Source organism: Paraburkholderia sp. JPY465, assembly GCF_050436725.1.
Lineage (GTDB): Bacteria > Pseudomonadota > Gammaproteobacteria > Burkholderiales > Burkholderiaceae > Paraburkholderia > Paraburkholderia youngii.
Genome location: NZ_JBNDMT010000001.1, coordinates 245,148 through 270,889, shown reverse-complemented (window position 1 = coordinate 270,889; position 25,742 = coordinate 245,148). Strand labels below are relative to the sequence as shown.

Sequence of the window (25,742 nt, the reverse complement as noted above, 5' to 3'; positions counted from 1 at the left end):
GCGCGCTGCGCGCCGCATCATTCTTCAATGGATTCTCCATGACGAAGCTGCTACGTATCCTGACCGGCGTGCACGCCGGCGCGGAACTGCGTCTGAGCGTCGGCGCGCACCGGATCGCCGCGAACGACGCCGCCGACATCTGCATCACCGACTGGCGCGGCGACGACGTGTCGCTCGTCGTCGAGTCAGGCGGTGTGGTAAGCGCCCGGCGTGTGGCCGAGGGTCGTGCGGCCGCGAAGGATGGTAGCAAGAAACGTAGTAACAAGAGCCAAGGCGACGACGCCTCTCAGGGGGGCATCCATCCATGGCAAAGTGACAACGAGCCGGGCACTGTCCTACTGCTTGACTTCACGCCGATGCAGTTCGGCGAAACGGTTATTTGCATCGGGCCGGTCGACGCGCCGTGGCCGAGCGATCTCGAGTTGCTTTCCACGCTGCTCGTGAAGCCGGAGGAAACGCGGTGCGCACCCAAGCCCTTGCGCCGCCGCAGAACCACGGGCATTGTTTGCGCGTGCGCGATGCTCGGCGCTGTGTTCGTAATAGGTGCTGTGATGCTGACGACGGCCGTCAGCGGTCCCGCGTTGCCACGTGATGCCGACGATCTCGCACAACGCCTGAACCTCGAACTGGCCGCCGCGCACACGAAGGAACTGCATGTGCAGGTACGTGGTTCGACGGTGACGCTAAGCGGCATGGTCGCAACCGCCGACGAAGACGCGCAGGTACGGAAGATACTGAAGCGGATTTCGGGCGTGGTTCAAAAAGCGCGATTTTTGCGTTACACAGACGAGCGGAAGCAGGGCGAGGTTCAAAGCTGCGTTACACATTGGGAGGCACCTTGAGTGTCAGGCGATAATGGTGCCCCCATTTTTCCTCTGCGGCATCCATGACTCAAAACACCCGATCTGGCGTCGGCAGACTGAGCGACGACAAACGCAAAGCGATTGCACTTCAGGCCCTCACGCGCACCGAACCCATCAGTGTGCTGGCTGAGCGTAACGGCGTGAGCCGCCCGACGGTCTACCGACAGATCGGCACGGCCAGTGTAGCGCTGGATGAAGCCTTTGATACCACGCGGGCAGCCGACGCAGATCAGGTGCTTTTCATGCTGCCGGTCACCCGCCAATGGCTCGATCAGGTCATCGTGGCGCTCACGATGGTGGGCCACGTTTCGTTTCGCAGTACCCTTGAACTCATGCACGACCTGCTCGGCGTCTCGACCAGCCTGGGCACGATTCACACCGTTCTTCAGCGGGCCGCAAAGCAGGCCATCGCCATCAACGCCGGTATCGATCTCTCACCCATCCGGGTCGGTCTGCACGACGAACTCTTTCAGGGTTCCCAACCCGTGCTCGCCGGTATCGATGTCGCCTCGACCTATTGCTATCTGCTCGCCCCCGAAGCCCATCGCGACGGCGACACCTGGGCCATCCATCTGCTGGATCTGCAGGCACAGGGCCTCGATCCTGAGCACACGATCGCCGATGCGGGAACCGGTCTGCGTGCCGGGCAAAAAATGGCCTGGCCCGATACGCCGTGTCACGGCGACGTATTCCACATCATCCAGCAGGGTAAATCACTAGCGACGCTCTGGCATCGTGTCGCCAGTGGCGCTCGCACCGGGCGCGAGCAGCTCGAAGCGCGTCTGGCCAATCCCCGTCGACGTGGTGAGGATAGCCTCCTCGAAGCCGCGCTGGAAACGCTTCGGCGCAATGAAGCCCATGCGCACGAGCTGGCTGCCGACCTGCGCACCCTGGTTCAGTGGCTCGAACGTGACATCCTGTCACTGGCTGGGCCGGACCTCGCGACGCGTCAACGGCTGTTCGATTTCGTGGTTGCCGAACTGCAGCAACGTGAAGCACGGGACCTGTCACGTACAGGGGCATACCGGCGTGCCCTTCAGAACCAGCGCGACGGCCTGCTCGCTTTCGCGGGCCTGCTCGACACAAAACTCGACGCCATTGCACGAACGCACAACGTGGCGCGCCATCTCGTGCGCGAGGTCTGCATGCTGCATCGCAAGTCCGAAACGTCGAGTGCGTTCTGGCAAGGGTGGAATCGCCTGCTAGCCCGCATCGGCCGCCCGTTTCACGGCGTCTACGCCGCCGTATCCGGGGCGCTGCATAGCACACCACGCAGCAGCTCGCTGGTCGAAAATCTCAACTCGCGACTGCGCGTCTACCTGACCAACCGGCGTCATCTGAAGGGCGGGCGGGCCTGGCTTGGTCTGCTGCAGTTTGTCTTCAACCATCGCCGCTTTGCCCGCAGCCGATGCCCTGAGCGAACTGGAAAGAGCCCGAGGGAACTGATGAGCCGCAAGCCTCACGATCACTGGCTGACGCTGCTCGGATTCGGCCCACTCCAGCCTCAGCGAACCTGATATCGGCAGGTCGTCGCCGGCCTCCATTTGAACCGCATTCCTTACTATTCCTGCTTTCTTACGCAGGCTGCTTCCGCTCGTCTGTGTAACGCAAAAATCGCGCTTTTTGAACCACGCCGAGTATCAGAACCATAGTTTCTGCCGGCTTACGTGAAAACGCACCTAACTTCGCGTAACGCGCAGGTCGGGTAGCGCGGGCCGATAAGCTGTGCATCGGGTTCAGTTGATCAGGAGGAAGATAAAGTGGGCGGCAAGTGGTGGAATCCATGGAACATCAAACCGTTCACGCGGGACTCTGCGGAGCTTCGCGAACAGCAGGTACGACAGGAGTCGCCCCCCGTCAACTCTCGGTCAGGGTCGCCAGCGCACGGATCCGCGCAGCTGGCGGGAGTGATGCAGGGCTTGAATGACTTGCAGCTTGAGGGGGGAAGCAGGACAGCCGAACCGGTCGTCTACCGCATCTCTTATGCAAAAAAAACAGTTATTTACAATCAGGAAGACGAGGAATTCGTTGCAAACTTTATTGCCTTTATGAAGGGCCGAGAGAAAACGAATGTTGGGGTTATTGCGGTGTATGCTGACGCGCTGGCAAGATTGAGTCACGCATGCCCCGGTTTCTCGGGCCGACTTGACGCCCCCCAACTTGACGAGGTAGCCCTGCGTATCGACCCGAGAGGATTGGTACATGGCGCCTTGGTACGAGCGCGTCAATTTCGAGCCGATGCTCCACACCATGAAGATCAGGCTATTATTGACTTCATTGCAAATTCGCACGTGTCTCGTTGTACATCTGCCGTTCGCAAGTTTAGCGCGTGGCTGAGATGCAATGACTTGCCGCCAATCAGTGGGCGCATAGCCGCGTTGGATAACGACATGGGTAGGTACCTTGCTGACGCGCGCTTGAAGGGGGAGAGGCTGGAGAGAGGAATCCGCGCACTGCGGAATGCGATGAAATCGTCAGAGTCACTGCGGAATGCGATGAAATCGTCAGAGTCACTGCGGAATGCGATGAAATCGTCAGAGTTATACGAAGAAGATGCGGCACTTGCGAGCACCTTTGCGGACCACGCGCGCCTGGACTATGCGGAGCGAACGACTTACATTTACAAAGGTGCCATTGAGGCGTTCAGTAGATGGCTAAAAAAGAACAACCTGCCGCCAATTTACGGGCGCTTGGGGCCCGACGAAATTGATAGGTTGCGCAAGGATCTCGAGCGGTGCCGCTGGGAGGGAGTCAAGTCGACGCAGCGTTCCAAACAGGCAATTGATGCACTAGTGCGCATGGGTCTCGGACAGCAGGAGAAATCCGTTCAGCGTGCAGGAAGCCCGCCCCCCTTCTCGAATGCGTCATCGCGTTCGTGGCCCGATTGGGACGAAGGAGGCCCGCCCTCAACAAACCAGCCGTATGGCCATGGAGGTTTCGGCACTCCCGAATCCGACTTTTTTACGGGTCTTCCTTGGGAGCAGCCGCAGACGCCAGGCCGGGGAGCCGGAGTGTGGGAGGCGTACAACCGCCCCCAGGAGTCCGGTTCCACCTATGCCGGTCTTTCGTCGCTCCGCTACGCGGGACCTTATGGCAACCGCGAGTTCGATCCGAATACCCCGCAGTCGGTCGTCGGACCCGCGCAACCGTCTGGCTGGGGAGCAGGGGTGGAGGAGGCGTACAACCGCCCCCAGGAGTCCAGTTCCACCTATGCCGGTCTTTCGTCGCTCGTCTACGGGGTGGCTTACGGCAACCGCGAGTTCGATCCGGATACCCCGCAGTCGGTCGTCGGACCCTCGCACGTAGCAGATCCGGAAATTGTCGAGGTGGATAACTATCCGTCTCCCCAGGCTCCCATCAGCGGCGTCGCCCAGAGACTGGCGGAGGAAGACTCCTGGTTGCACGACATCGACTTCTACCATTATAGCCAGGTGCTTGCCCAGGAACTGCACGGACAACACAATGCGCACCTGCTCGGCTTTATCGACCCGCAGCAGGTCCGTCTGCTGACCGAGGGGACTCCGCGGCAGCAAGAGGCGGTTCGGGAGCGTATTGCTGGCCCGCAGATTCTGTTCCTGCCCGTGAACGTGGGCGACCTCCACTGGTCACTGCTCGTGGTGAACCGGGGGACAAGGCAGGCCTTCCACTACGATTCGGCGGTGCCACCGCAGCACGCCCATCGCGCCACCAATACACCCCAATTCCAGCAGGCAGCGCGGGTGGCTACGGCCCTGGGAGTCGGGACACCCATGGGCATGCCCACCGCGCTGCAGCCGGACAACAATACCTGTGGCGACCATGTGCTGTACGGAATGGAGACGCTGGCGCGCAGGGTCATCAGTGAGGAGGTATTCCGGCACCCGGGCATGGATCTGAGCACTATCGAGCCGGACCGGCAACATGTCATCAATGTATTGACGCAGGCCGAGCGATTCAGGGCTGAAATCGCGCAGCCGCGACAGGTGCCTGGCGGCAGCGACCTGCCGGCACCTGGCGCTTACCCGGATCTCAGCTATCACGTTGGCGGCAACTGGCAACACGGCAATCAGCGCGCCTCGCCCTTGGTCATGAATATAATGGAGAACCACGGGTTGATGCCAAGCCCTTACGTGCCCCAGACATACATGCTTATTCACGATCAGCGCTATATGGCCACCTTGCACGGAAACGAGGTCTGGCTCACCCAGACCTTGAACCTCGGCTGAGGGTTTTGTGGTTCTGGTGAAAATAGGTAAGCGGGGCTTTGTCCGGATGGGGGTATTGCAAAGATGCTACGGGTTGTGTAAAAGCGCAACATCATGAAGCCAGGAGTTAAAGTCAAATCTGGTGTATGCGGTCTCGGCGTAATCAGGCGGCTAGCGATTGCTGAGCCGGTGTGCTGTCGGTCACCGGTTCTCCATCCTTGAACGTCATCCCGTCAAGCATCGAAGTGAGCTTTTCCGGGGCGCGGATGCGCCGCCACGATTCTTCGGCCGACTCGATCAGCTTGAACGCCAGCCCGAGGAACGTCGCGCGCGATACACAGTTGCGCGTGCGTTTCGTGCGATGGCGCACCGTCGCAAAGGTCGATTCAATCGGGTTCGTGGTGCGCAGATGCTGCCAGTGTTCAGCCGGGAAATCGTAAAACGCGAGCAGCTCGTCACGATCTTCCGTCAGCTTTTCGGCGACCTTCGGGTACTTTGCCGAGTACGCGTCGACGAAGTGATTGAATGCGGCCAGTGCATCAGCGCGCGTGGCCGCCATCCAGATGTCCTGCATCGCCTTCTTGCCTCGAGCCTGCTGCGATTTCGGCAGCGCATTGAGCACGTTACCCATCTTGTGAAACCAGCAGCGCTGATGCTTCGTCTGCGGGAACACTTCCTCCATCGCGGCCCAGAATCCCATCGCGCCATCGCCGCAGGCCAGCAGTGGCCCCGACGGCAGGCCGCGCTTCTTCAGATCGAGCAGCAGTTCGCTCCACGATGCCTTCGATTCCCGGTAGCCGTCACCGATGGCCACACGTTCCTTCGTCCCGTCCGGTTTGACGCCAACGATCACCAGCAGGCACTGGCCGTCGGAATCGTCGCTGCGCACACCGGTGTGAATGCCGTCGGCCCACCAGTAGACCCAGCGCGCCGACGACAGCTCACGCCGATTCCACTGCTCATGCTCATCGGCCCATTGGGCCTTCAGGGCGTGGTTCAAAAAGCGCGATTTTTGCGTTACACAGACGAGCGGAAGCAGCCTGCGTAAGAAAGCAGGAATAATAAGGAGTGCGGTTCAAATGGAGGCCGGCGACGACCTGCCGATATCAGGTTCGCTGAGGCTGGAGTGGGCCGAATCCGAGCAGCGTCAGCCAGTGATCGTGAGGCTTGCGGCTCATCAGTTCCCTCGGGCTCTTTCCAGTTCGCTCAGGGCATCGGCTGCGGGCAAAGCGGCGATGGTTGAAGACAAACTGCAGCAGACCAAGCCAGGCCCGCCCGCCCTTCAGATGACGCCGGTTGGTCAGGTAGACGCGCAGTCGCGAGTTGAGATTTTCGACCAGCGAGCTGCTGCGTGGTGTGCTATGCAGCGCCCCGGATACGGCGGCGTAGACGCCGTGAAACGGGCGGCCGATGCGGGCTAGCAGGCGATTCCACCCTTGCCAGAACGCACTCGACGTTTCGGACTTGCGATGCAGCATGCAGACCTCGCGCACGAGATGGCGCGCCACGTTGTGCGTTCGTGCAATGGCGTCGAGTTTTGTGTCGAGCAGGCCCGCGAAAGCGAGCAGGCCGTCGCGCTGGTTCTGAAGGGCACGCCGGTATGCCCCTGTACGTGACAGGTCCCGTGCTTCACGTTGCTGCAGTTCGGCAACCACGAAATCGAACAGCCGTTGACGCGTCGCGAGGTCCGGCCCAGCCAGTGACAGGATGTCACGTTCGAGCCACTGAACCAGGGTGCGCAGGTCGGCAGCCAGCTCGTGCGCATGGGCTTCATTGCGCCGAAGCGTTTCCAGCGCGGCTTCGAGGAGGCTATCCTCACCACGTCGACGGGGATTGGCCAGACGCGCTTCGAGCTGCTCGCGCCCGGTGCGAGCGCCACTGGCGACACGATGCCAGAGCGTCGCTAGTGATTTACCGTGCTGGATGATGTGGAATACGTCGCCGTGACACGGCGTATCGGGCCAGGCCATTTTTTGCCCGGCACGCAGACCGGTTCCCGCATCGGCGATCGTGTGCTCAGGATCGAGGCCCTGTGCCTGCAGATCCAGCAGATGGATGGCCCAGGTGTCGCCGTCGCGATGGGCTTCGGGGGCGAGCAGATAGCAATAGGTCGAGGCGACATCGATACCGGCGAGCACGGGTTGGGAACCCTGAAAGAGTTCGTCGTGCAGACCGACCCGGATGGGTGAGAGATCGATACCGGCGTTGATGGCGATGGCCTGCTTTGCGGCCCGCTGAAGAACGGTGTGAATCGTGCCCAGGCTGGTCGAGACGCCGAGCAGGTCGTGCATGAGTTCAAGGGTACTGCGAAACGAAACGTGGCCCACCATCGTGAGCGCCACGATGACCTGATCGAGCCATTGGCGGGTGACCGGCAGCATGAAAAGCACCTGATCTGCGTCGGCTGCCCGCGTGGTATCAAAGGCTTCATCCAGCGCTACACTGGCCGTGCCGATCTGTCGGTAGACCGTCGGGCGGCTCACGCCGTTACGCTCAGCCAGCACACTGATGGGTTCGGTGCGCGTGAGGGCCTGAAGTGCAATCGCTTTGCGTTTGTCGTCGCTCAGTCTGCCGACGCCAGATCGGGTGTTTTGAGTCATGGATGCCGCAGAGGAAAAATGGGGGCACCATTATCGCCTGGCACTCAAGGTGCCTCCCAATGTGTAACGCAGCTTTGAACCTCGCCCGTTCGAGCATGCCCAGGTCGGTGAACGTCTTCTGCACAACCGGTTTCAGCCCGTACCCTGCAATCTCGTACAGCGCCATGTTCCCCCCTCCCCTTTTTTGACTGCTCGGTGCGGGCCGCTCACTTCCTGACGCCGGAGTTGCCCGGACTGTTCGCCACGCTGCGCCGGGCCGGCTGCTGGGGCTGGATAGCCACGACCGGGCTCAGAGCCAGTCATCTTCGCGCTGGTGTCGCACCGCGAGAATGCTGACGTACCGCACAGGTTCATCCTGCTCGTCCGCCTCGTCCTGTACCGCCGCGCCCTCCTGCTCACCCTCGATCTCGAACAGCGCGACATAACCGGAATTGCCAAACGAGATGACTAGCTCGCGCAGGAACGGATTCGCGTCGTCCACCTTGCGGCACGTGAACGGAAAATCACGCAGCACCTCGACTGCCCGGCGGATCGCCTCGAGGGCGCGTTCAGCGGCCGCAACATCGCGCCTGACCAGAAAGCCGTACAGCCGCTTCAGGTCGTCGCGCGCCGACGCGGCATAGCGCACGCGAAAGCTCACTGCGCGCGCCTCGCGGCATCAAGCATGCCCTGCAGCTCGGCATGGACGTCGTCCGCATCGATCCAGTCGTTCTCTGCGTGCGCCCGTGTGCGCGCTTCGAGCCCGCGCGCGATGAACTCGCACTGCAGGCGCCGGCGCGCGACGCTCTCGCGCAGGGCGGCTTCCATGAACGCCGACAGCGACTCGTTTTCGAGCAGTACGGCCTCCGCGGCCTGACGCAGTTCAGGATCGACCCGCAGGGGCGGCATGGTGGCGGTTTTCATGAGATTCTCCGTGCATCGCAAATGTAATACGCATGATAGCACGCGCCGGTGTGCGACGGGCATCCGTGTCGCCTGAGCCCATTGAGTGCGGGTTAACCCCATTCCCTTATACAGAAGTGTCATAACCGTCGCGCAAGATCTGGATGGTGATCACCGCATCCATGACCCGCTGCATGCCTATCCACAGCGTCTTCGCCCCCGGTTCACCGTCGCTTCTACGCCCGAGGAAACCGCCCAGTGACGCGATCATCCGTATCGTCTGGTTGAGCGTTGGTGGGCGAGGTTCAAAGCTGCGTTACACATTGGGAGGCACCTTGAGTGCCAGGCGATAATGGTGCCCCCATTTTTCCTCTGCGGCATCCATGACTCAAAACACCCGATCTGGCGTCGGCAGACTGAGCGACGACAAACGCAAAGCGATTGCACTTCAGGCCCTCACGCGCACCGAACCCATCAGTGTGCTGGCTGAGCGTAACGGCGTGAGCCGCCCGACGGTCTACCGACAGATCGGCACGGCCAGTGTAGCGCTGGATGAAGCCTTTGATACCACGCGGGCAGCCGACGCAGATCAGGTGCTTTTCATGCTGCCGGTCACCCGCCAATGGCTCGATCAGGTCATCGTGGCGCTCACGATGGCGGGCCACGTTTCGTTTCGCAGTACCCTTGAACTCATGCACGACCTGCTCGGCGTCTCGACCAGCCTGGGCACGATTCACACCGTTCTTCAGCGGGCCGCAAAGCAGGCCATCGCCATCAACGCCGGTATCGATCTCTCACCCATCCGGGTCGGTCTGCACGACGAACTCTTTCAGGGTTCCCAACCCGTGCTCGCCGGTATCGATGTCGCCTCGACCTATTGCTATCTGCTCGCCCCCGAAGCCCATCGCGACGGCGACACCTGGGCCATCCATCTGCTGGACCTGCAGGCACAGGGCCTCGATCCTGAGCATACGATCGCCGATGCGGGAACCGGTCTGCGTGCCGGGCAAAAAATGGCCTGGCCCGATACGCCGTGTCACGGCGACGTATTCCACATCATCCAGCACGGTAAATCACTAGCGACGCTCTGGCATCGTGTCGCCAGTGGCGCTCGCACCGGGCGCGAGCAGCTCGAAGCGCGTCTGGCCAATCCCCGTCGACGTGGTGAGGATAGCCTCCTCGAAGCCGCGCTGGAAACGCTTCGGCGCAATGAAGCCTAGAGAGCGTCAAGCAGCGTGGCCGGCGTGTTGCCTCACGGGATGATGTTACTCCCGGGTAATTGTCAGTCTCTGGTTGTTTTGCGATGACGGCTGGCGCTGCGTAGCGGCGCCAGCCGTCATCGCGTCGGCATCGCCGAGTATCCGCGTCACCAGTTCTCTGGCACGGTTCGATCGCCATGCCTTCACGCGGCGCTGCAAGGTGCGCAGCTGCGCGCCGGAATACATGGTGGGAGCCGGCGTGGTTCAAAAAGCGCGATTTTTGCGTTACACAGACGAGCGGAAGCAGCCTGCGTAAGAAAGCAGGAATAATAAGGAGTGCGGTTCAAATGGAGGCCGGCGACGACCTGCCGATATCAGGTTCGCTGAGGCTGGAGTGGGCCGAATCCGAGCAGCGTCAGCCAGTGATCGTGAGGCTTGCGGCTCATCAGTTCCCTCGGGCTCTTTCCAGTTCGCTCAGGGCATCGGCTGCGGGCAAAGCGGCGATGGTTGAAGACAAACTGCAGCAGACCAAGCCAGGCCCGCCCGCCCTTCAGATGACGCCGGTTGGTCAGGTAGACGCGCAGTCGCGAGTTGAGATTTTCGACCAGCGAGCTGCTGCGTGGTGTGCTATGCAGCGCCCCGGATACGGCGGCGTAGACGCCGTGAAACGGGCGGCCGATGCGGGCTAGCAGGCGATTCCACCCTTGCCAGAACGCACTCGACGTTTCGGACTTGCGATGCAGCATGCAGACCTCGCGCACGAGATGGCGCGCCACGTTGTGCGTTCGTGCAATGGCGTCGAGTTTTGTGTCGAGCAGGCCCGCGAAAGCGAGCAGGCCGTCGCGCTGGTTCTGAAGGGCACGCCGGTATGCCCCTGTACGTGACAGGTCCCGTGCTTCACGTTGCTGCAGTTCGGCAACCACGAAATCGAACAGCCGTTGACGCGTCGCGAGGTCCGGCCCAGCCAGTGACAGGATGTCACGTTCGAGCCACTGAACCAGGGTGCGCAGGTCGGCAGCCAGCTCGTGCGCATGGGCTTCATTGCGCCGAAGCGTTTCCAGCGCGGCTTCGAGGAGGCTATCCTCACCACGTCGACGGGGATTGGCCAGACGCGCGTCGAGCTGCTCGCGCCCGGTGCGAGCGCCACTGGCGACACGATGCCAGAGCGTCGCTAGTGATTTACCCTGCTGGATGATGTGGAATACGTCGCCGTGACACGGCGTATCGGGCCAGGCCATTTTTTGCCCGGCACGCAGACCGGTTCCCGCATCGGCGATCGTGTGCTCAGGATCGAGGCCCTGTGCCTGCAGATCCAGCAGATGGATGGCCCAGGTGTCGCCGTCGCGATGGGCTTCGGGGGCGAGCAGGCGAGGTTCAAAAAGCGCGATTTTTGCGTTACACAGACGAGCGGAATCAGCCTGCGTAAGAAAGCAGGAATAATAAGGAGTGCGGTTCAAATGGAGGCCGGCGACGACCTGCCGATATCAGGTTCGCTGAGGCTGGAGTGGGCCGAATCCGAGCAGCGTCAGCCAGTGATCGTGAGGCTTGCGGCTCATCAGTTCCCTCGGGCTCTTTCCAGTTCGCTCAGGGCATCGGCTGCGGGCAAAGCGGCGATGGTTGAAGACAAACTGCAGCAGACCAAGCCAGGCCCGCCCGCCCTTCAGATGACGCCGGTTGGTCAGGTAGACGCGCAGTCGCGAGTTGAGATTTTCGACCAGCGAGCTGCTGCGTGGTGTGCTATGCAGCGCCCCGGATACGGCGGCGTAGACGCCGTGAAACGGGCGGCCGATGCGGGCTAGCAGGCGATTCCACCCTTGCCAGAACGCACTCGACGTTTCGGACTTGCGATGCAGCATGCAGACCTCGCGCACGAGATGGCGCGCCACGTTGTGCGTTCGTGCAATGGCGTCGAGTTTTGTGTCGAGCAGGCCCGCGAAAGCGAGCAGGCCGTCGCGCTGGTTCTGAAGGGCACGCCGGTATGCCCCTGTACGTGACAGGTCCCGTGCTTCACGTTGCTGCAGTTCGGCAACCACGAAATCGAACAGCCGTTGACGCGTCGCGAGGTCCGGCCCAGCCAGTGACAGGATGTCACGTTCGAGCCACTGAACCAGGGTGCGCAGGTCGGCAGCCAGCTCGTGCGCATGGGCTTCATTGCGCCGAAGCGTTTCCAGCGCGGCTTCGAGGAGGCTATCCTCACCACGTCGACGGGGATTGGCCAGACGCGCTTCGAGCTGCTCGCGCCCGGTGCGAGCGCCACTGGCGACACGATGCCAGAGCGTCGCTAGTGATTTACCCTGCTGGATGATGTGGAATACGTCGCCGTGACACGGCGTATCGGGCCAGGCCATTTTTTGCCCGGCACGCAGACCGGTTCCCGCATCGGCGATCGTGTGCTCAGGATCGAGGCCCTGTGCCTGCAGATCCAGCAGATGGATGGCCCAGGTGTCGCCGTCGCGATGGGCTTCGGGGGCGAGCAGATAGCAATAGGTCGAGGCGACATCGATACCGGCGAGCACGGGTTGGGAACCCTGAAAGAGTTCGTCGTGCAGACCGACCCGGATGGGTGAGAGATCGATACCGGCGTTGATGGCGATGGCCTGCTTTGCGGCCCGCTGAAGAACGGTGTGAATCGTGCCCAGGCTGGTCGAGACGCCGAGCAGGTCGTGCATGAGTTCAAGGGTACTGCGAAACGAAACGTGGCCCACCATCGTGAGCGCCACGATGACCTGATCGAGCCATTGGCGGGTGACCGGCAGCATGAAAAGCACCTGATCTGCGTCGGCTGCCCGCGTGGTATCAAAGGCTTCATCCAGCGCTACACTGGCCGTGCCGATCTGTCGGTAGACCGTCGGGCGGCTCACGCCGTTACGCTCAGCCAGCACACTGATGGGTTCGGTGCGCGTGAGGGCCTGAAGTGCAATCGCTTTGCGTTTGTCGTCGCTCAGTCTGCCGACGCCAGATCGGGTGTTTTGAGTCATGGATGCCGCAGAGGAAAAATGGGGGCACCATTATCGCCTGGCACTCAAGGTGCCTCCCAATGTGTAACGCAGCTTTGAACCTCGCCACTTCGTTCATAGGTGTTCCCCGTAAAAATGAAGGAACCCATATGAAACCGCCAATGCGCGAGCTCGGGCAGTGAGCAAAGTGTGTGGGGTACCCGTTGCAGCGCAGACTTCGTCGTCGCGCAGCGAACGGGATTCCCCCGATCATGGGACAGCGACGCCGTCGTGATCGAGCCAGGCCATCGCTTCGCACAGTGGCATCAACTGAAGACAGGCGAGCCAGAAAGCGGCGAAGCCGACGCTGCGTCCGAGCGTTGCGAACCGGCTGCGCAGGTGGAAAGAGAAGTCACCGGAGACCGTTGACAACCATCGCCACCAGCGCCGCACGGTGTGATAGCCGAGCACCAGGATCGTGGCGGTACGACGCAGCGAAGCGCCCGCGATCAACAACTGCAGCACCTGCTGCTGCAGCGCCCAGCCATACCAGCGGCGTGGGCAGATGCACAATGGCAGGCGTGAGCACGTGCGTCGACACGACGAACATTGGAAACGCGGCACCGCAACAGGATTGAGGTCGCCATCGGCGTGACGATCGGCCTTGCGCGCGTAACAGCCGTGCCCCCAGAGGCAACTGAAGCCGCAATGCGGACAATGATCGGGGCGGTATGACTGAGGTGTGGTAACGACAGCGCGAAGATGCTGTTCGAGCGTGAGGAACGCAAATACAATTCGGTGCATGGCCAGTTTGTTCTTGATGTTCGTGCGGCGTCCGGAAAACATCGCACGATATCAGAGCAACACTGGCCATCCTCACATCCGCTGTGTCTCGCGCTACGCGCGGTGGTGTTCTGAAACTCCGCCTCGCCGATCACGCGACAAACTCATCTGCTACACCTCGAATTGTTCGCGACGTAACACCGTCGTTGAAGAGGTGGGCCTGCTCCAGCGTTCGACAGGTCTGGGCAATGCGGCGCAACTTGCCGTCGTCGGTCTTCTCGCTGCGCATGGGCTTTGTCCGGATGGGTACGAGTTCCCGTGCCATGGACGCGACTATGCATTTTTGACGCAAACCCGTTTGCCGAAGGCGTTCCACCGGTTCAGCAGGTTGGCGATGATGATGCCTTCGCCTTCCTGCGACGCAAGCTCCTGCGTCAGCAGGCGCTCGCCGATGCAGCGCTTGATGCGCGAGATCTGCGCCTCGACCAGCGAGCGCACACCGTAGCCGTATTTCTTGTGAAATGCATAGATGCCTTTGTCCTCGACGTATCTGACGATCTGGTCATGCCGGCGGGTTCGCTCCTCGCCGTGTACGACAGCGTGAGCTGGCGGTGGGATGACGGGCGTCACGCCCGCGCCTGAAAGCGCTTCGGTACGCTCGATGCTCTAGTACGCGCCATCGGCAATCACCCGATCCATCGGCACGTCAGCGGGCAGCACGGCGTCCATTCGTTCGCTGTCCGATACTTCTGTAGTGGTGATGCGGATCGCGTGTACGTTCATGTCAGCGTCGATCGACAGATGCATCTTGCGCCACGGCGTGCGCGCGGCCTTCTGGGCGTACTTTTCCTCATACCACTGGCTCGCCCGCCCAAAGCTCAATCCCGTGCTGTCGACGATGAGACTGATCGTCCCGCCGCGCGCGAGACGCCGGGCCAGCTGTTCGCAACGCAGCGTGACGCTCACCTCCAGTGAAGCGAACCGTTCGCCCAGCTGACTGGCGCTGGGCACCGGGATGTCCAGCCCGCGAGTCTCCCGGTAGTCCTCCATATAGCCGGTGATCTGCCGCATCCCCCAGCCGAACAGCCGGTAGAAGGTAAAGATCAGCTCGATGTACGTCGTGGTATAGGTCGGCTCACGCCCCGACACGCCCGGCGTACGGATCTTTGCGTTGATAAGCTGCGCCTTCAGATCGCCGCCCGGCACATACAGGCTGATCATGCCGCGCTTTCTCAGGCTCTGGTTATACGCCCGCGCGTTCGTCACCCGGTACCCCGGCTTCTTGCGCTTGCGCGCTTCACCCGTCTTTAGTCTGGCTTTATATGGCATTATTCAATGCTGGCTTCATGATGTTGCGCCTTTACACAACCCGCAGCATCTTTGCAATACCCCATCCGGACAAAGCCCATTCGAATGTAGGTCTCGTCCATCCTCCAGCTCCTGCCGACTGTCCGTTTGCACCGTCGAAACGCCTTCTCCAGGACCGGCAACAGTTTCTGCGCTATGTGGCGAACGATTCGTAAATTGCTCGATAGGTTCGCTCATGGTCGTGTGGATCGGCGCGGCGCGGTTCAAAATATGAAATTTTGGAGGAGTCCTATGTCAACGCCGATCCGTGGTTCGGGTTCGATAACGCCAGCGGAATACGTTCCACCGGCAGAGGGTGACGCATCCGCCGCACGTTCACTGTCGACCAACCGTGCTGCGGGGCTTGCAACAACCTGGCCCGCTGGCTGCGCTACAACGCCCATCTACTGGCCCCAGACAGCCCTCAAGCGACATCGGCTACGGGCTTCACGCTATCGCCAACAACTCGCCTTGCGATTTGCTGCGTGGCATCGCTTCACCGAACTCACCCAAACTCCGTCTATCGCTTTTTGAGCAACTGATCGCCCCTGCCAGCATTGCCTTCTCTCCTCTCTAACGTGACAGAGCCGTTCAACGGACTAGGCGTTCTCAACATCGGCTCGGATCCAGACTCGGCAAAACCAGAGCTGCTCGCTTCCTGGCCGTCATGTATTTTGACACCCGCTCGGTCTCGACGTCGAGACCTGCCTGGGCAAACATCCCGGCCACCTCGTTGAGACCCGCTTCGGTGCGATCTTCGTAGCGAGAGTACCGGCCCGACTGATTCGATACCACAAACTTGTCGGTGGCCGAGTTGAACTCCAATTCGCCGCAGATCCTCGCGGTGCCGCCACCGACAAGCAGGGGATGCCCCCGGTATCGCTCCCTCTGGGTCTCGGGGTCTTTGCCGGCCGGCTCGCATTCGCCGATGAACAGGCGGCCCAGCGCGCTGACGGCCCACATGTACTTCTTCTCGCCTCGCTTAAGGGCGTCGATGTCGATTGTCCCCTTGACATCCAGGCTCGTCAGGCTCGGGACGTTGCCTTGGCCGTCCGGCACGATGAGGCGCCTGGAGTGCTGCAGCGGGGCACCTGTCGGTACCCCCCCTTCCCGCTCCCATTGCTTGATGCCATCGGTGGCAAGGTTGAACGGCGGTTGAAGGCTGCCGAACAGGGCGTCAAGCGCGCCGGCCCGTCCTCGACCGATCAATTCGTGTAAAGCGGGTGCAGCGCCTTCGGGTGCAGCCATTGTTTCGGCAAAACTCGCTCGACGCCGATGCGCGGCCTGCTCTTGGTGTTCCCGCAATCGAGCGGCATTGAGTTCACCGAGTTCCTGCAGCACACCGGCGGAACTTGTCCTCCGCACCTTGACGGCCGGAGGCGCGTCGCCGGCCGCCTCGGTGGCAGACGCGTCGACATACGTATTGGTGTGGCCCTCGATCTTCATTTTCTTCCTCGATTTGCAACTGGACGCTCGCGCGTAGCAAGCGACACCGGCTTTCCCTTGAGTGGGCCATGACGATCATATGGCCGGGGCACGGCGTTCGGAATGCTTGAGGACGAACCCGCGAATCGCAATACGAAGGCAGTCGTCCTTCACACTCCGTAATCCGTCGCGTATCGATCAGGCCCTGCGCATTGCAGGGCATTGTCAGGTTAGCGAGGTGATCAGTTACTACTGATTGCAGGTTTTGATTTGATCGGCCATGATCGAATTTTCTTCATGTCGTAGGGAATGCAAATTGATTCTACAAGGCTGACGTGAGCTGGATCATGGCGCACTGCGCCGGATCTGAGAGCTGCGGCGACGCCGTTCGATTAGCTGCGACAGTAGTGCCGCAGGTTGATCATCGTGTAGGCGAGTGTCTACACAAAAGAATTTCGGGCGTGGTTCAAAAAGCGCGATTTTTGCGTTACACAGACGAGCGGAAGCAGCCTGCGTAAGAAAGCAGGAATAGTAAGGAATGCGGTTCAAATGGAGGCCGGCGACGACCTGCCGATATCAGGTTCGCTGAGGCTGGAGTGGGCCGAATCCGAGCAGCGTCAGCCAGTGATCGTGAGGCTTGCGGCTCATCAGTTCCCTCGGGCTCTTTCCAGTTCGCTCAGGGCATCGGCTGCGGGCAAAGCGGCGATGGTTGAAGACAAACTGCAGCAGACCAAGCCAGGCCCGCCCGCCCTTCAGATGACGCCGGTTGGTCAGGTAGACGCGCAGTCGCGAGTTGAGATTTTCGACCAGCGAGCTGCTGCGTGGTGTGCTATGCAGCGCCCCGGATACGGCGGCGTAGACGCCGTGAAACGGGCGGCCGATGCGGGCTAGCAGGCGATTCCACCCTTGCCAGAACGCACTCGACGTTTCGGACTTGCGATGCAGCATGCAGACCTCGCGCACGAGATGGCGCGCCACGTTGTGCGTTCGTGCAATGGCGTCGAGTTTTGTGTCGAGCAGGCCCGCGAAAGCGAGCAGGCCGTCGCGCTGGTTCTGAAGGGCACGCCGGTATGCCCCTGTACGTGACAGGTCCCGTGCTTCACGTTGCTGCAGTTCGGCAACCACGAAATCGAACAGCCGTTGACGCGTCGCGAGGTCCGGCCCAGCCAGTGACAGGATGTCACGTCGAGCCACTGAACCAGGGTGCGCAGGTCGGCAGCCAGCTCGTGCGCATGGGCTTCATTGCGCCGAAGCGTTTCCAGCGCGGCTTCGAGGAGGCTATCCTCACCACGTCGACGGGGATTGGCCAGACGCGCTTCGAGCTGCTCGCGCCCGGTGCGAGCGCCACTGGCGACACGATGCCAGAGCGTCGCTAGTGATTTACCGTGCTGGATGATGTGGAATACGTCGCCGTGACACGGCGTATCGGGCCAGGCCATTTTTTGCCCGGCACGCAGACCGGTTCCCGCATCGGCGATCGTGTGCTCAGGATCGAGGCCCTGTGCCTGCAGATCCAGCAGATGGATGGCCCAGGTGTCGCCGTCGCGATGGGCTTCGGGGGCGAGCAGATAGCAATAGGTCGAGGCGACATCGATACCGGCGAGCACGGGTTGGGAACCCTGAAAGAGTTCGTCGTGCAGACCGACCCGGATGGGTGAGAGATCGATACCGGCGTTGATGGCGATGGCCTGCTTTGCGGCCCGCTGAAGAACGGTGTGAATCGTGCCCAGGCTGGTCGAGACGCCGAGCAGGTCGTGCATGAGTTCAAGGGTACTGCGAAACGAAACGTGGCCCACCATCGTGAGCGCCACGATGACCTGATCGAGCCATTGGCGGGTGACCGGCAGCATGAAAAGCACCTGATCTGCGTCGGCTGCCCGCGTGGTATCAAAGGCTTCATCCAGCGCTACACTGGCCGTGCCGATCTGTCGGTAGACCGTCGGGCGGCTCACGCCGTTACGCTCAGCCAGCACACTGATGGGTTCGGTGCGCGTGAGGGCCTGAAGTGCAATCGCTTTGCGTTTGTCGTCGCTCAGTCTGCCGACGCCAGATCGGGTGTTTTGAGTCATGGATGCCGCAGAGGAAAAATGGGGGCACCATTATCGCCTGGCACTCAAGGTGCCTCCCAATGTGTAACGCAGCTTTGAACCTCGCCCGTGGGCCTTACTGCAACAGAACCCAGCTTACTCACTGTCGTCCGACGCCCCCCTCGAGGGTATGCGCCCGTACATGGATGGCGACGCAAATCGTGCCGATTGGTCGAATGGCTGTGAATAGTTGTCGGGGTTGGCTTCAAACTCGAACACGCGCCCGACCTGTTCACGCTGCCGCATAAGCTGCTGGTTTTCCTCCGCACGTTGACCATCAGCCCGCCCCATCATCGCATCGTAACGACCAACCGATGCCGTGATTGTATCGATGCGACCGCGGAAGTCATCCGCCCCCTCTTGCACGATACCTGCGAGTTGACTTTGAATTTGAAGTTGCAACGTACGCGCTGCCGCGTTCTGGATGCGCAGGCCTCGCGTAGATGTCTGCTGAATCAGGCGGTCAATTTCCCTGTTCATGCTGATCAGGGCGCTACTACCGATCTGTTGTTCGGCGCGCTGTGGCAACGGCGAGCGTGGAGCCGCGGGTGTCGGAGAATGCGTGCGAGGTGTACGGCGTTGCAGATGCGCCAGAGGCGATTGGCCAAATGTTTCCGCTCTGGTCGGGCCGTGGCGGATAGGCGTCGCCGATGGCGCGCCCTCGGAAGTGACATCATTATGGGACGTATTGCTAGAAAAAATACTCAAACCTCCAGAACATTGACATCCCATGGTCTTCTCCAAAGTAAATGGACCTTCATATTAGGGAAAGCGCCTACTTCACCGCGTGCGCGTATGCGAAAGCATTTGCACTTGTGCGTATTTCGGCGAGTTAAAGTCAAATCTGGTGTATGCGGTCTCGGCGTAATCAGGCGGCTAGCGATTGCTGAGCCGGTGTGCTGTCGGTCACCGGTTCTCCATCCTTGAACGTCATCCCGTCAAGCATCGAAGTGAGCTTTTCCGGGGCGCGGATGCGCCGCCAAGATTCTTCGGCGTGGTTCAAAAAGCGCGATTTTTGCGTTACACAGACGAGCGGAAGCAGCCTGCGTAAGAAAGCAGGAATAGTAAGGAATGCGGTTCAAATGGAGGCCGGCGACGACCTGCCGATATCAGGTTCGCTGAGGCTGGAGTGGGCCGAATCCGAGCAGCGTCAGCCAGTGATCGTGAGGCTTGCGGCTCATCAGTTCCCTCGGGCTCTTTCCAGGGCGAGGTTCAAAGCTGCGTTACACATTGGGAGGCACCTTGAGTGCCAGGCGATAATGGTGCCCCCATTTTTCCTCTGCGGCATCCATGACTCAAAACACCCGATCTGGCGTCGGCAGACTGAGCGACGACAAACGCAAAGCGATTGCACTTCAGGCCCTCACGCGCACCGAACCCATCAGTGTGCTGGCTGAGCGTAACGGCGTGAGCCGCCCGACGGTCTACCGACAGATCGGCACGGCCAGTGTAGCGCTGGATGAAGCCTTTGATACCACGCGGGCAGCCGACGCAGATCAGGTGCTTTTCATGCTGCCGGTCACCCGCCAATGGCTCGATCAGGTCATCGTGGCGCTCACGATGGTGGGCCACGTTTCGTTTCGCAGTACCCTTGAACTCATGCACGACCTGCTCGGCGTCTCGACCAGCCTGGGCACGATTCACACCGTTCTTCAGCGGGCCGCAAAGCAGGCCATCGCCATCAACGCCGGTATCGATCTCTCACCCATCCGGGTCGGTCTGCACGACGAACTCTTTCAGGGTTCCCAACCCGTGCTCGCCGGTATCGATGTCGCCTCGACCTATTGCTATCTGCTCGCCCCCGAAGCCCATCGCGACGGCGACACCTGGGCCATCCATCTGCTGGACCTGCAGGCACAGGGCCTCGATCCTGAGCACACGATCGCCGATGCGGGAACCGGTCTGCGTGCCGGGCAAAAAATGGCCTGGCCCGATACGCCGTGTCACGGCGACGTATTCCACATCATCCAGCAGGGTAAATCACTAGCGACGCTCTGGCATCGTGTCGCCAGTGGCGCTCGCACCGGGCGCGAGCAGCTCGAAGCGCGTCTGGCCAATCCCCGTCGACGTGGTGAGGATAGCCTCCTCGAAGCCGCGCTGGAAACGCTTCGGCGCAATGAAGCCCATGCGCACGAGCTGGCTGCCGACCTGCGCACCCTGGTTCAGTGGCTCGAACGTGACATCCTGTCACTGGCTGGGCCGGACCTCGCGACGCGTCAACGGCTGTTCGATTTCGTGGTTGCCGAACTGCAGCAACGTGAAGCACGGGACCTGTCACGTACAGGGGCATACCGGCGTGCCCTTCAGAACCAGCGCGACGGCCTGCTCGCTTTCGCGGGCCTGCTCGACACAAAACTCGACGCCATTGCACGAACGCACAACGTGGCGCGCCATCTCGTGCGCGAGGTCTGCATGCTGCATCGCAAGTCCGAAACGTCGAGTGCGTTCTGGCAAGGGTGGAATCGCCTGCTAGCCCGCATCGGCCGCCCGTTTCACGGCGTCTACGCCGCCGTATCCGGGGCGCTGCATAGCACACCACGCAGCAGCTCGCTGGTCGAAAATCTCAACTCGCGACTGCGCGTCTACCTGACCAACCGGCGTCATCTGAAGGGCGGGCGGGCCTGGCTTGGTCTGCTGCAGTTTGTCTTCAACCATCGCCGCTTTGCCCGCAGCCGATGCCCTGAGCGAACTGGAAAGAGCCCGAGGGAACTGATGAGCCGCAAGCCTCACGATCACTGGCTGACGCTGCTCGGATTCGGCCCACTCCAGCCTCAGCGAACCTGATATCGGCAGGTCGTCGCCGGCCTCCATTTGAACCGCACTCCTTATTATTCCTGCTTTCTTACGCAGGCTGCTTCCGCTCGTCTGTGTAACGCAAAAATCGCGCTTTTTGAACCACGCCCTACATTCCATAACCTAACCCTCTGTTTTCAGAAGCATTCCAAAATCATTGGGGTTTGGGCTTGGAACCCCAAAATCACTTCAAGCGGGTAGTGAAGGCGCTTCAGGACCTTGGCCAGGCCCGGGGTACCCATCCGGACAAAGCGCTACAAACTGCGGTACTACTGCCGTAGCGGATCGCGACCCGAAGGGCGGCCTGCTCTCACCTTGCCGGAGCATTGCGCCGTGGCCACGCGCGCCGATACCATCTTGATCACTTCGCCCCTCGGGGCATGACTTCGCCGTGCGCATCTTGCCATCCAGGGCCCTTCATGCATCATTGGTACCTTCAACGGAGAATCGCTGAAATCCTCCGAAACCCGTTGGTAGAAAATCTGTAAGCAGTGGGCACAGTGGCACTAGCGCGTGGCCACATTTCGGTTCGCATTGCTTGTTCGGCACGTGCCGCACCGTATCAAAATCGGTCTTACCGTGCTGCGCTTTCAATCGGCTGCATCGCCGTTCGCTGGTGAAGCTGTTTTTTCGTTCGTTTGTAGGGAGATTGGCATGGGAATCGTTGCTGATGTCGAGAAGGTTGGGGGAGCTGTATTGAAGGTGGGGGAAGATGTATTGGCAGCGCCGTTTAAAGTGGCCGCATTGCCGTTCAAAGCGTTTGGCGCAATTGGCGAGCTGCTGGACGGCGGCGCAAATGCGATTTCAGGGGGCTGGTCCGCCCAAGGCGGTAGTCCATCGGACAAAGAAGCGACTGGATTGGAAAGTGAGTTCTAATCGAAGCGCTTTCATGTCCGGGAGCATCCCCGACTCGCCAGACAGTGCTTCGCTCGCACGGGCCGTTGTCGACGCCATCAAAAGCGATCGGCTCGACGACGCGGAGGCCCGGCTTGCGCAGTTGTACGAAGTCCAACCCGCCGCACGGGAGGCGCTCGTCTTTCCAACTGTCCTCGCGATTCGGCGGGGCCATACACTGGATGCACTCCGCCACCTTAACGGCTTGCCTGAGGGCAGGCATTCGGAGTTGAAGGCGCTTTGTTTGTATTTGCTCGGGGACCAGACTTGGCATCGCTATGCAGAGGAAAAATTAGAGGACCCCGATCCGTATGTGCGCAACTCTATGCTGCGATTGCTCGGCCGTATCAACGAGAAGGACGAGCCGGTTTGAGCGCTCCAGGCCCCGCAGGCTCGGGTGGTTTAGCCGCAGTTCCGATCCATCAGTCGGTTCTGTCGCAGTAAGAGCGAGAGGTCAGCCGGCGTGGTTCAAAAAGCGCGATTTTTGCGTTACACAGACGAGCGGAAGCAGCCTGCGTAAGAAAGCAGGAATAATAAGGAGTGCGGTTCAAATGGAGGCCGGCGACGACCTGCCGATATCAGGTTCGCTGAGGCTGGAGTGGGCCGAATCCGAGCAGCGTCAGCCAGTGATCGTGAGGCTTGCGGCTCATCAGTTCCCTCGGGCTCTTTCCAGTTCGCTCAGGGCATCGGCTGCAGGCAAAGCGGCGATGGTTGAAGACAAACTGCAGCAGACCAAGCCAGGCCCGCCCGCCCTTCAGATGACGCCGGTTGGTCAGGTAGACGCGCAGTCGCGAGTTGAGATTTTCGACCAGCGAGCTGCTGCGTGGTGTGCTATGCAGCGCCCCGGATACGGCGGCGTAGACGCCGTGAAACGGGCGGCCGATGCGGGCTAGCAGGCGATTCCACCCTTGCCAGAACGCACTCGACGTTTCGGACTTGCGATGCAGCATGCAGACCTCGCGCACGAGATGGCGCGCCACGTTGTGCGTTCGTGCAATGGCGTCGAGTTTTGTGTCGAGCAGGCCCGCGAAAGCGAGCAGGCCGTCGCGCTGGTTCTGAAGGGCACGCCGGTATGCCCCTGTACGTGACAGGTCCCGTGCTTCACGTTGCTGCAGTTCGGCAACCACGAAATCGAACAGCCGTTGACGCGTCGCGAGGTCCGGCCCAGCCAGTGACAGGATGTCACGTTCGAGCCACTGAACCAGGGTGCGCAGGTCGGCAGCCAGCTCGTGCGCATGGGCTTCATTGCGCCGAAGCGTTTCCAGCGCGGCTTCGAGGAGGCTATCCTCACCACGTCGACGGGGATTGGCCAGACGCGCTTCGAGCTGCTCGCGCCCGGTGCGAGCGCCACTGGCGACACGATGCCAGAGCGTCGCTAGTGATTTACCCTGCTGGATGATGTGGAATACGTCGCCGTGACACGGCGTATCGGGCCAGGCCATTTTTTGCCCGGCACGCAGACCGGTTCCCGCATCGGCGATCGTGTGCTCAGGATCGAGGCCCTGTGCCTGCAGGTCCAGCAGATGGATGGCCCAGGTGTCGCCGTCGCGATGGGCTTCGGGGGCGAGCAGATAGCAATAGGTCGAGGCGACATCGATACCGGCGAGCACGGGTTGGGAACCCTGAAAGAGTTCGTCGTGCAGACCGACCCGGATGGGTGAGAGATCGATACCGGCGTTGATGGCGATGGCCTGCTTTGCGGCCCGCTGAAGAACGGTGTGAATCGTGCCCAGGCTGGTCGAGACGCCGAGCAGGTCGTGCATGAGTTCAAGGGTACTGCGAAACGAAACGTGGCCCACCATCGTGAGCGCCACGATGACCTGATCGAGCCATTGGCGGGTGACCGGCAGCATGAAAAGCACCTGATCTGCGTCGGCTGCCCGCGTGGTATCAAAGGCTTCATCCAGCGCTACACTGGCCGTGCCGATCTGTCGGTAGACCGTCGGGCGGCTCACGCCGTTACGCTCAGCCAGCACACTGATGGGTTCGGTGCGCGTGAGGGCCTGAAGTGCAATCGCTTTGCGTTTGTCGTCGCTCAGTCTGCCGACGCCAGATCGGGTGTTTTGAGTCATGGATGCCGCAGAGGAAAAATGGGGGCACCATATCGCCTGGCACTCAAGGTGCCTCCCAATGTGTAACGCAGCTTTGAACCTCGCCGGAAGCAGCCTGCGTAAGAAAGCAGGAATAGTAAGGAATGCGGTTCAAATGGAGGCCGGCGACGACCTGCCGATATCAGGTTCGCTGAGGCTGGAGTGGGCCGAATCCGAGCAGCGTCAGCCAGTGATCGTGAGGCTTGCGGCTCATCAGTTCCCTCGGGCTCTTTCCAGTTCGCTCAGGGCATCGGCTGCGGGCAAAGCGGCGATGGTTGAAGACAAACTGCAGCAGACCAAGCCAGGCCCGCCCGCCCTTCAGATGACGCCGGTTGGTCAGGTAGACGCGCAGTCGCGAGTTGAGATTTTCGACCAGCGAGCTGCTGCGTGGTGTGCTATGCAGCGCCCCGGATACGGCGGCGTAGACGCCGTGAAACGGGCGGCCGATGCGGGCTAGCAGGCGATTCCACCCTTGCCAGAACGCACTCGACGTTTCGGACTTGCGATGCAGCATGCAGACCTCGCGCACGAGATGGCGCGCCACGTTGTGCGTTCGTGCAATGGCGTCGAGTTTTGTGTCGAGCAGGCCCGCGAAAGCGAGCAGGCCGTCGCGCTGGTTCTGAAGGGCACGCCGGTATGCCCCTGTACGTGACAGGTCCCGTGCTTCACGTTGCTGCAGTTCGGCAACCACGAAATCGAACAGCCGTTGACGCGTCGCGAGGTCCGGCCCAGCCAGTGACAGGATGTCACGTCGAGCCACTGAACCAGGGTGCGCAGGTCGGCAGCCAGCTCGTGCGCATGGGCTTCATTGCGCCGAAGCGTTTCCAGCGCGGCTTCGAGGAGGCTATCCTCACCACGTCGACGGGGATTGGCCAGACGCGCTTCGAGCTGCTCGCGCCCGGTGCGAGCGCCACTGGCGACACGATGCCAGAGCGTCGCTAGTGATTTACCCTGCTGGATGATGTGGAATACGTCGCCGTGACACGGCGTATCGGGCCAGGCCATTTTTTGCCCGGCACGCAGACCGGTTCCCGCATCGGCGATCGTGTGCTCAGGATCGAGGCCCTGTGCCTGCAGGTCCAGCAGATGGATGGCCCAGGTGTCGCCGTCGCGATGGGCTTCGGGGGCGAGCAGATAGCAATAGGTCGAGGCGACATCGATACCGGCGAGCACGGGTTGGGAACCCTGAAAGAGTTCGTCGTGCAGACCGACCCGGATGGGTGAGAGATCGATACCGGCGTTGATGGCGATGGCCTGCTTTGCGGCCCGCTGAAGAACGGTGTGAATCGTGCCTAGGCTGGTCGAGACGCCGAGCAGGTCGTGCATGAGTTCAAGGGTACTGCGAAACGAAACGTGGCCCACCATCGTGAGCGCCACGATGACCTGATCGAGCCATTGGCGGGTGACCGGCAGCATGAAAAGCACCTGATCTGCGTCGGCTGCCCGCGTGGTATCAAAGGCTTCATCCAGCGCGGCACTACTGCCGCAGCTGATCGCGCCCCTCTGGGCCGCCTGTCGTCACGTCGCCGGCGCATTGCGTCGCGGCCCCGCGCGTCGATGCCATGTCGATCACCTCGCAAATCCGACTACCGCTTCGCGCCGCCCGTCTTGCCAACTCCTGCATTTCATGAAACATATGTCCTACTGATCAAATGCAAC

Annotated in this window: 24 protein-coding genes and 4 pseudogenes; 8 read left to right on the top strand and 20 right to left on the bottom strand. The window is 61.2% G+C overall.

What is annotated here, in order from left to right:
* Positions 1-38: 38 nt before the first annotated feature.
* The 3 genes and pseudogenes from QFZ94_RS01340 to QFZ94_RS01330 all read left to right on the top strand — a co-directional run.
* Positions 39-440, top strand: a pseudogene (locus tag QFZ94_RS01340) (secretion protein); the annotation flags it as partial.
* Between the two features lie 446 nt (positions 441-886).
* The gene (locus QFZ94_RS01335; RefSeq protein WP_429455144.1) at positions 887-2,380 is read left to right on the top strand and encodes a hypothetical protein; all 1,494 of its coding nucleotides are present in this window, start codon (positions 887-889) and stop codon (positions 2,378-2,380) included.
* Positions 2,381-2,773: 393 nt separating this feature from the next.
* Positions 2,774-5,068 (top strand): Ulp1 family isopeptidase, encoded by a 2,295-nt coding sequence (locus QFZ94_RS01330; RefSeq protein ID WP_429455369.1) that lies wholly within the window; start codon positions 2,774-2,776, stop codon positions 5,066-5,068.
* A gap of 142 nt (positions 5,069-5,210) precedes the next feature.
* Here QFZ94_RS01330 and QFZ94_RS01325 read toward each other — a convergent pair whose 3' ends face one another.
* The 5 genes and pseudogenes from QFZ94_RS01325 to QFZ94_RS01305 form a co-directional block, all read right to left on the bottom strand.
* Positions 5,211-6,086: an IS256 family transposase gene (locus tag QFZ94_RS01325; RefSeq protein WP_429455434.1), complete on the bottom strand. Its 876-nt coding sequence runs from the start codon at positions 6,084-6,086 to the stop codon at positions 5,211-5,213.
* Between the two features lie 67 nt (positions 6,087-6,153).
* Entirely contained in the window at positions 6,154-7,647 is a 1,494-nt protein-coding gene (locus QFZ94_RS01320; RefSeq protein ID WP_429455356.1) for a hypothetical protein, read from the bottom strand.
* A gap of 289 nt (positions 7,648-7,936) precedes the next feature.
* Positions 7,937-8,287: a type II toxin-antitoxin system RelE/ParE family toxin gene (locus QFZ94_RS01315; protein ID WP_321576955.1), complete on the bottom strand. Its 351-nt coding sequence runs from the start codon at positions 8,285-8,287 to the stop codon at positions 7,937-7,939.
* Positions 8,284-8,550 carry a YlcI/YnfO family protein gene (locus tag QFZ94_RS01310; RefSeq protein WP_152855018.1) on the bottom strand — a complete coding sequence of 89 codons (267 nt, stop codon included), beginning with the start codon at positions 8,548-8,550 and terminating at the stop codon, positions 8,284-8,286. Before QFZ94_RS01310 ends, QFZ94_RS01315 begins: the two co-directional genes overlap by 4 nt.
* Before the next feature lie 106 nt (positions 8,551-8,656).
* Positions 8,657-8,830 (bottom strand): annotated as a pseudogene (locus QFZ94_RS01305) (IS4 family transposase); the annotation flags it as partial.
* A gap of 82 nt (positions 8,831-8,912) precedes the next feature.
* Here QFZ94_RS01305 and QFZ94_RS01300 point away from each other — a divergent pair.
* Positions 8,913-9,749, top strand: coding sequence for a hypothetical protein (locus QFZ94_RS01300; protein ID WP_429455368.1), 837 nt, complete (start codon positions 8,913-8,915; stop codon positions 9,747-9,749).
* Positions 9,750-9,794: 45 nt separating this feature from the next.
* Here the strand turns inward: QFZ94_RS01300 and QFZ94_RS01295 are convergent, their stop codons facing one another.
* From QFZ94_RS01295 to QFZ94_RS01260, 8 genes and pseudogenes are all read right to left on the bottom strand, one after another.
* Positions 9,795-9,974: a hypothetical protein gene (locus QFZ94_RS01295; RefSeq protein ID WP_429455367.1), complete on the bottom strand. Its 180-nt coding sequence runs from the start codon at positions 9,972-9,974 to the stop codon at positions 9,795-9,797.
* Positions 9,975-10,102: 128 nt separating this feature from the next.
* Positions 10,103-11,185, bottom strand: a complete 1,083-nt coding sequence (locus tag QFZ94_RS01290) for a hypothetical protein (protein ID WP_429455366.1) — start codon at positions 11,183-11,185, stop codon at positions 10,103-10,105.
* 27 nt (positions 11,186-11,212) lie between these two features.
* On the bottom strand, positions 11,213-12,706 hold the full coding sequence (locus QFZ94_RS01285; RefSeq protein WP_429455144.1) for a hypothetical protein: 1,494 nt from the start codon (positions 12,704-12,706) through the stop codon (positions 11,213-11,215).
* A 228-nt stretch (positions 12,707-12,934) separates the two neighbouring features.
* Positions 12,935-13,468 carry a DUF6431 domain-containing protein gene (locus QFZ94_RS01280; protein ID WP_429455158.1) on the bottom strand — a complete coding sequence of 178 codons (534 nt, stop codon included), beginning with the start codon at positions 13,466-13,468 and terminating at the stop codon, positions 12,935-12,937.
* Between the two features lie 130 nt (positions 13,469-13,598).
* Positions 13,599-13,736, bottom strand: a complete 138-nt coding sequence (locus tag QFZ94_RS01275) for a hypothetical protein (RefSeq protein ID WP_429455365.1) — start codon at positions 13,734-13,736, stop codon at positions 13,599-13,601.
* Positions 13,737-13,780: 44 nt separating this feature from the next.
* Complete coding sequence (locus QFZ94_RS01270) at positions 13,781-14,077, bottom strand: hypothetical protein (RefSeq protein ID WP_429455364.1); 297 nt, start codon at positions 14,075-14,077, stop codon at positions 13,781-13,783.
* 36 nt (positions 14,078-14,113) lie between these two features.
* Positions 14,114-14,776 carry a transposase gene (locus QFZ94_RS01265; protein WP_429455363.1) on the bottom strand — a complete coding sequence of 221 codons (663 nt, stop codon included), beginning with the start codon at positions 14,774-14,776 and terminating at the stop codon, positions 14,114-14,116.
* Positions 14,777-14,853: 77 nt separating this feature from the next.
* Positions 14,854-14,961 (bottom strand): annotated as a pseudogene (locus tag QFZ94_RS01260) (IS6 family transposase); the annotation flags it as partial.
* A 253-nt stretch (positions 14,962-15,214) separates the two neighbouring features.
* On the opposite strand from QFZ94_RS01260, the pseudogene QFZ94_RS01255 reads away from it, so the two are divergent.
* Positions 15,215-15,328: pseudogene (locus tag QFZ94_RS01255) on the top strand (IS6 family transposase); the annotation flags it as partial.
* 75 nt (positions 15,329-15,403) lie between these two features.
* Here QFZ94_RS01255 and QFZ94_RS01250 read toward each other — a convergent pair.
* From QFZ94_RS01250 to QFZ94_RS01235, 4 genes are all read right to left on the bottom strand, one after another.
* A complete protein-coding gene (locus tag QFZ94_RS01250; protein WP_429455362.1) occupies positions 15,404-16,240 on the bottom strand; it encodes a type III effector protein in 837 nt (278 codons plus the stop codon).
* Positions 16,241-16,795: 555 nt separating this feature from the next.
* Positions 16,796-17,167 (bottom strand): hypothetical protein, encoded by a 372-nt coding sequence (locus QFZ94_RS01245; protein WP_429455109.1) that lies wholly within the window; start codon positions 17,165-17,167, stop codon positions 16,796-16,798.
* A complete protein-coding gene (locus QFZ94_RS01240; RefSeq protein ID WP_429455308.1) occupies positions 17,107-18,288 on the bottom strand; it encodes a hypothetical protein in 1,182 nt (393 codons plus the stop codon). Before QFZ94_RS01240 ends, QFZ94_RS01245 begins: the two co-directional genes overlap by 61 nt.
* A gap of 114 nt (positions 18,289-18,402) precedes the next feature.
* Positions 18,403-18,786 carry a hypothetical protein gene (locus QFZ94_RS01235; RefSeq protein WP_429455361.1) on the bottom strand — a complete coding sequence of 128 codons (384 nt, stop codon included), beginning with the start codon at positions 18,784-18,786 and terminating at the stop codon, positions 18,403-18,405.
* Positions 18,787-19,596: 810 nt separating this feature from the next.
* Between QFZ94_RS01235 and QFZ94_RS01230 the strand changes: the two genes are divergently transcribed.
* The 3 genes from QFZ94_RS01230 (at position 19,597) to QFZ94_RS01220 (ending at position 22,366) form a co-directional block, all read left to right on the top strand.
* The gene (locus QFZ94_RS01230) at positions 19,597-21,090 is read left to right on the top strand and encodes a hypothetical protein (protein ID WP_429455144.1); all 1,494 of its coding nucleotides are present in this window, start codon (positions 19,597-19,599) and stop codon (positions 21,088-21,090) included.
* Positions 21,091-21,678: 588 nt separating this feature from the next.
* Positions 21,679-21,975 (top strand): hypothetical protein, encoded by a 297-nt coding sequence (locus QFZ94_RS01225; protein ID WP_429455360.1) that lies wholly within the window; start codon positions 21,679-21,681, stop codon positions 21,973-21,975.
* Between the two features lie 13 nt (positions 21,976-21,988).
* Entirely contained in the window at positions 21,989-22,366 is a 378-nt protein-coding gene (locus QFZ94_RS01220) for an HrpB1 family type III secretion system apparatus protein (protein ID WP_429455359.1), read from the top strand.
* A gap of 205 nt (positions 22,367-22,571) precedes the next feature.
* On the opposite strand, the gene QFZ94_RS01215 is transcribed toward QFZ94_RS01220, so the two are convergent.
* From QFZ94_RS01215 to QFZ94_RS01205, 3 genes are all read right to left on the bottom strand, one after another.
* On the bottom strand, positions 22,572-24,065 hold the full coding sequence (locus QFZ94_RS01215) for a hypothetical protein (protein WP_429455358.1): 1,494 nt from the start codon (positions 24,063-24,065) through the stop codon (positions 22,572-22,574).
* 160 nt (positions 24,066-24,225) lie between these two features.
* Positions 24,226-24,597, bottom strand: a complete 372-nt coding sequence (locus QFZ94_RS01210; protein ID WP_429455109.1) for a hypothetical protein — start codon at positions 24,595-24,597, stop codon at positions 24,226-24,228.
* Positions 24,537-25,499: a hypothetical protein gene (locus tag QFZ94_RS01205; protein ID WP_429455357.1), complete on the bottom strand. Its 963-nt coding sequence runs from the start codon at positions 25,497-25,499 to the stop codon at positions 24,537-24,539. Before QFZ94_RS01205 ends, QFZ94_RS01210 begins: the two co-directional genes overlap by 61 nt.
* Between the last annotated feature and the right edge of the window lie 243 nt (positions 25,500-25,742).

Bases quoted from the DNA above. Each gene is read 5' to 3' on its own strand.
- QFZ94_RS01295 (WP_429455367.1), bottom strand. From the start codon at position 9,974: ATGTATTCCGGCGCGCAGCTGCGCACCTTGCAGCGCCGCGTGAAGGCA.
- QFZ94_RS01310 (WP_152855018.1), bottom strand. From the start codon at position 8,550: ATGAAAACCGCCACCATGCCGCCCCTGCGGGTCGATCCTGAACTGCGT.
- QFZ94_RS01320 (WP_429455356.1), bottom strand. From the start codon at position 7,647: ATGACTCAAAACACCCGATCTGGCGTCGGCAGACTGAGCGACGACAAA.
- QFZ94_RS01245 (WP_429455109.1), bottom strand. From the start codon at position 17,167: ATGCTGCATCGCAAGTCCGAAACGTCGAGTGCGTTCTGGCAAGGGTGG.
- QFZ94_RS01300 (WP_429455368.1), top strand. From the start codon at position 8,913: ATGACTCAAAACACCCGATCTGGCGTCGGCAGACTGAGCGACGACAAA.
- QFZ94_RS01205 (WP_429455357.1), bottom strand. From the start codon at position 25,499: ATGCTGCCGGTCACCCGCCAATGGCTCGATCAGGTCATCGTGGCGCTC.
- QFZ94_RS01215 (WP_429455358.1), bottom strand. From the start codon at position 24,065: ATGACTCAAAACACCCGATCTGGCGTCGGCAGACTGAGCGACGACAAA.
- QFZ94_RS01330 (WP_429455369.1), top strand. From the start codon at position 2,774: ATGCAGGGCTTGAATGACTTGCAGCTTGAGGGGGGAAGCAGGACAGCC.
- QFZ94_RS01285 (WP_429455144.1), bottom strand. From the start codon at position 12,706: ATGACTCAAAACACCCGATCTGGCGTCGGCAGACTGAGCGACGACAAA.
- QFZ94_RS01250 (WP_429455362.1), bottom strand. From the start codon at position 16,240: ATGAAGATCGAGGGCCACACCAATACGTATGTCGACGCGTCTGCCACC.
- QFZ94_RS01240 (WP_429455308.1), bottom strand. From the start codon at position 18,288: ATGACTCAAAACACCCGATCTGGCGTCGGCAGACTGAGCGACGACAAA.
- QFZ94_RS01230 (WP_429455144.1), top strand. From the start codon at position 19,597: ATGACTCAAAACACCCGATCTGGCGTCGGCAGACTGAGCGACGACAAA.
- QFZ94_RS01210 (WP_429455109.1), bottom strand. From the start codon at position 24,597: ATGCTGCATCGCAAGTCCGAAACGTCGAGTGCGTTCTGGCAAGGGTGG.
- QFZ94_RS01275 (WP_429455365.1), bottom strand. From the start codon at position 13,736: ATGCGCAGCGAGAAGACCGACGACGGCAAGTTGCGCCGCATTGCCCAG.
- QFZ94_RS01220 (WP_429455359.1), top strand. From the start codon at position 21,989: ATGTCCGGGAGCATCCCCGACTCGCCAGACAGTGCTTCGCTCGCACGG.
- QFZ94_RS01335 (WP_429455144.1), top strand. From the start codon at position 887: ATGACTCAAAACACCCGATCTGGCGTCGGCAGACTGAGCGACGACAAA.
- QFZ94_RS01235 (WP_429455361.1), bottom strand. From the start codon at position 18,786: ATGAACAGGGAAATTGACCGCCTGATTCAGCAGACATCTACGCGAGGC.
- QFZ94_RS01280 (WP_429455158.1), bottom strand. From the start codon at position 13,468: ATGCACCGAATTGTATTTGCGTTCCTCACGCTCGAACAGCATCTTCGC.
- QFZ94_RS01265 (WP_429455363.1), bottom strand. From the start codon at position 14,776: ATGCCATATAAAGCCAGACTAAAGACGGGTGAAGCGCGCAAGCGCAAG.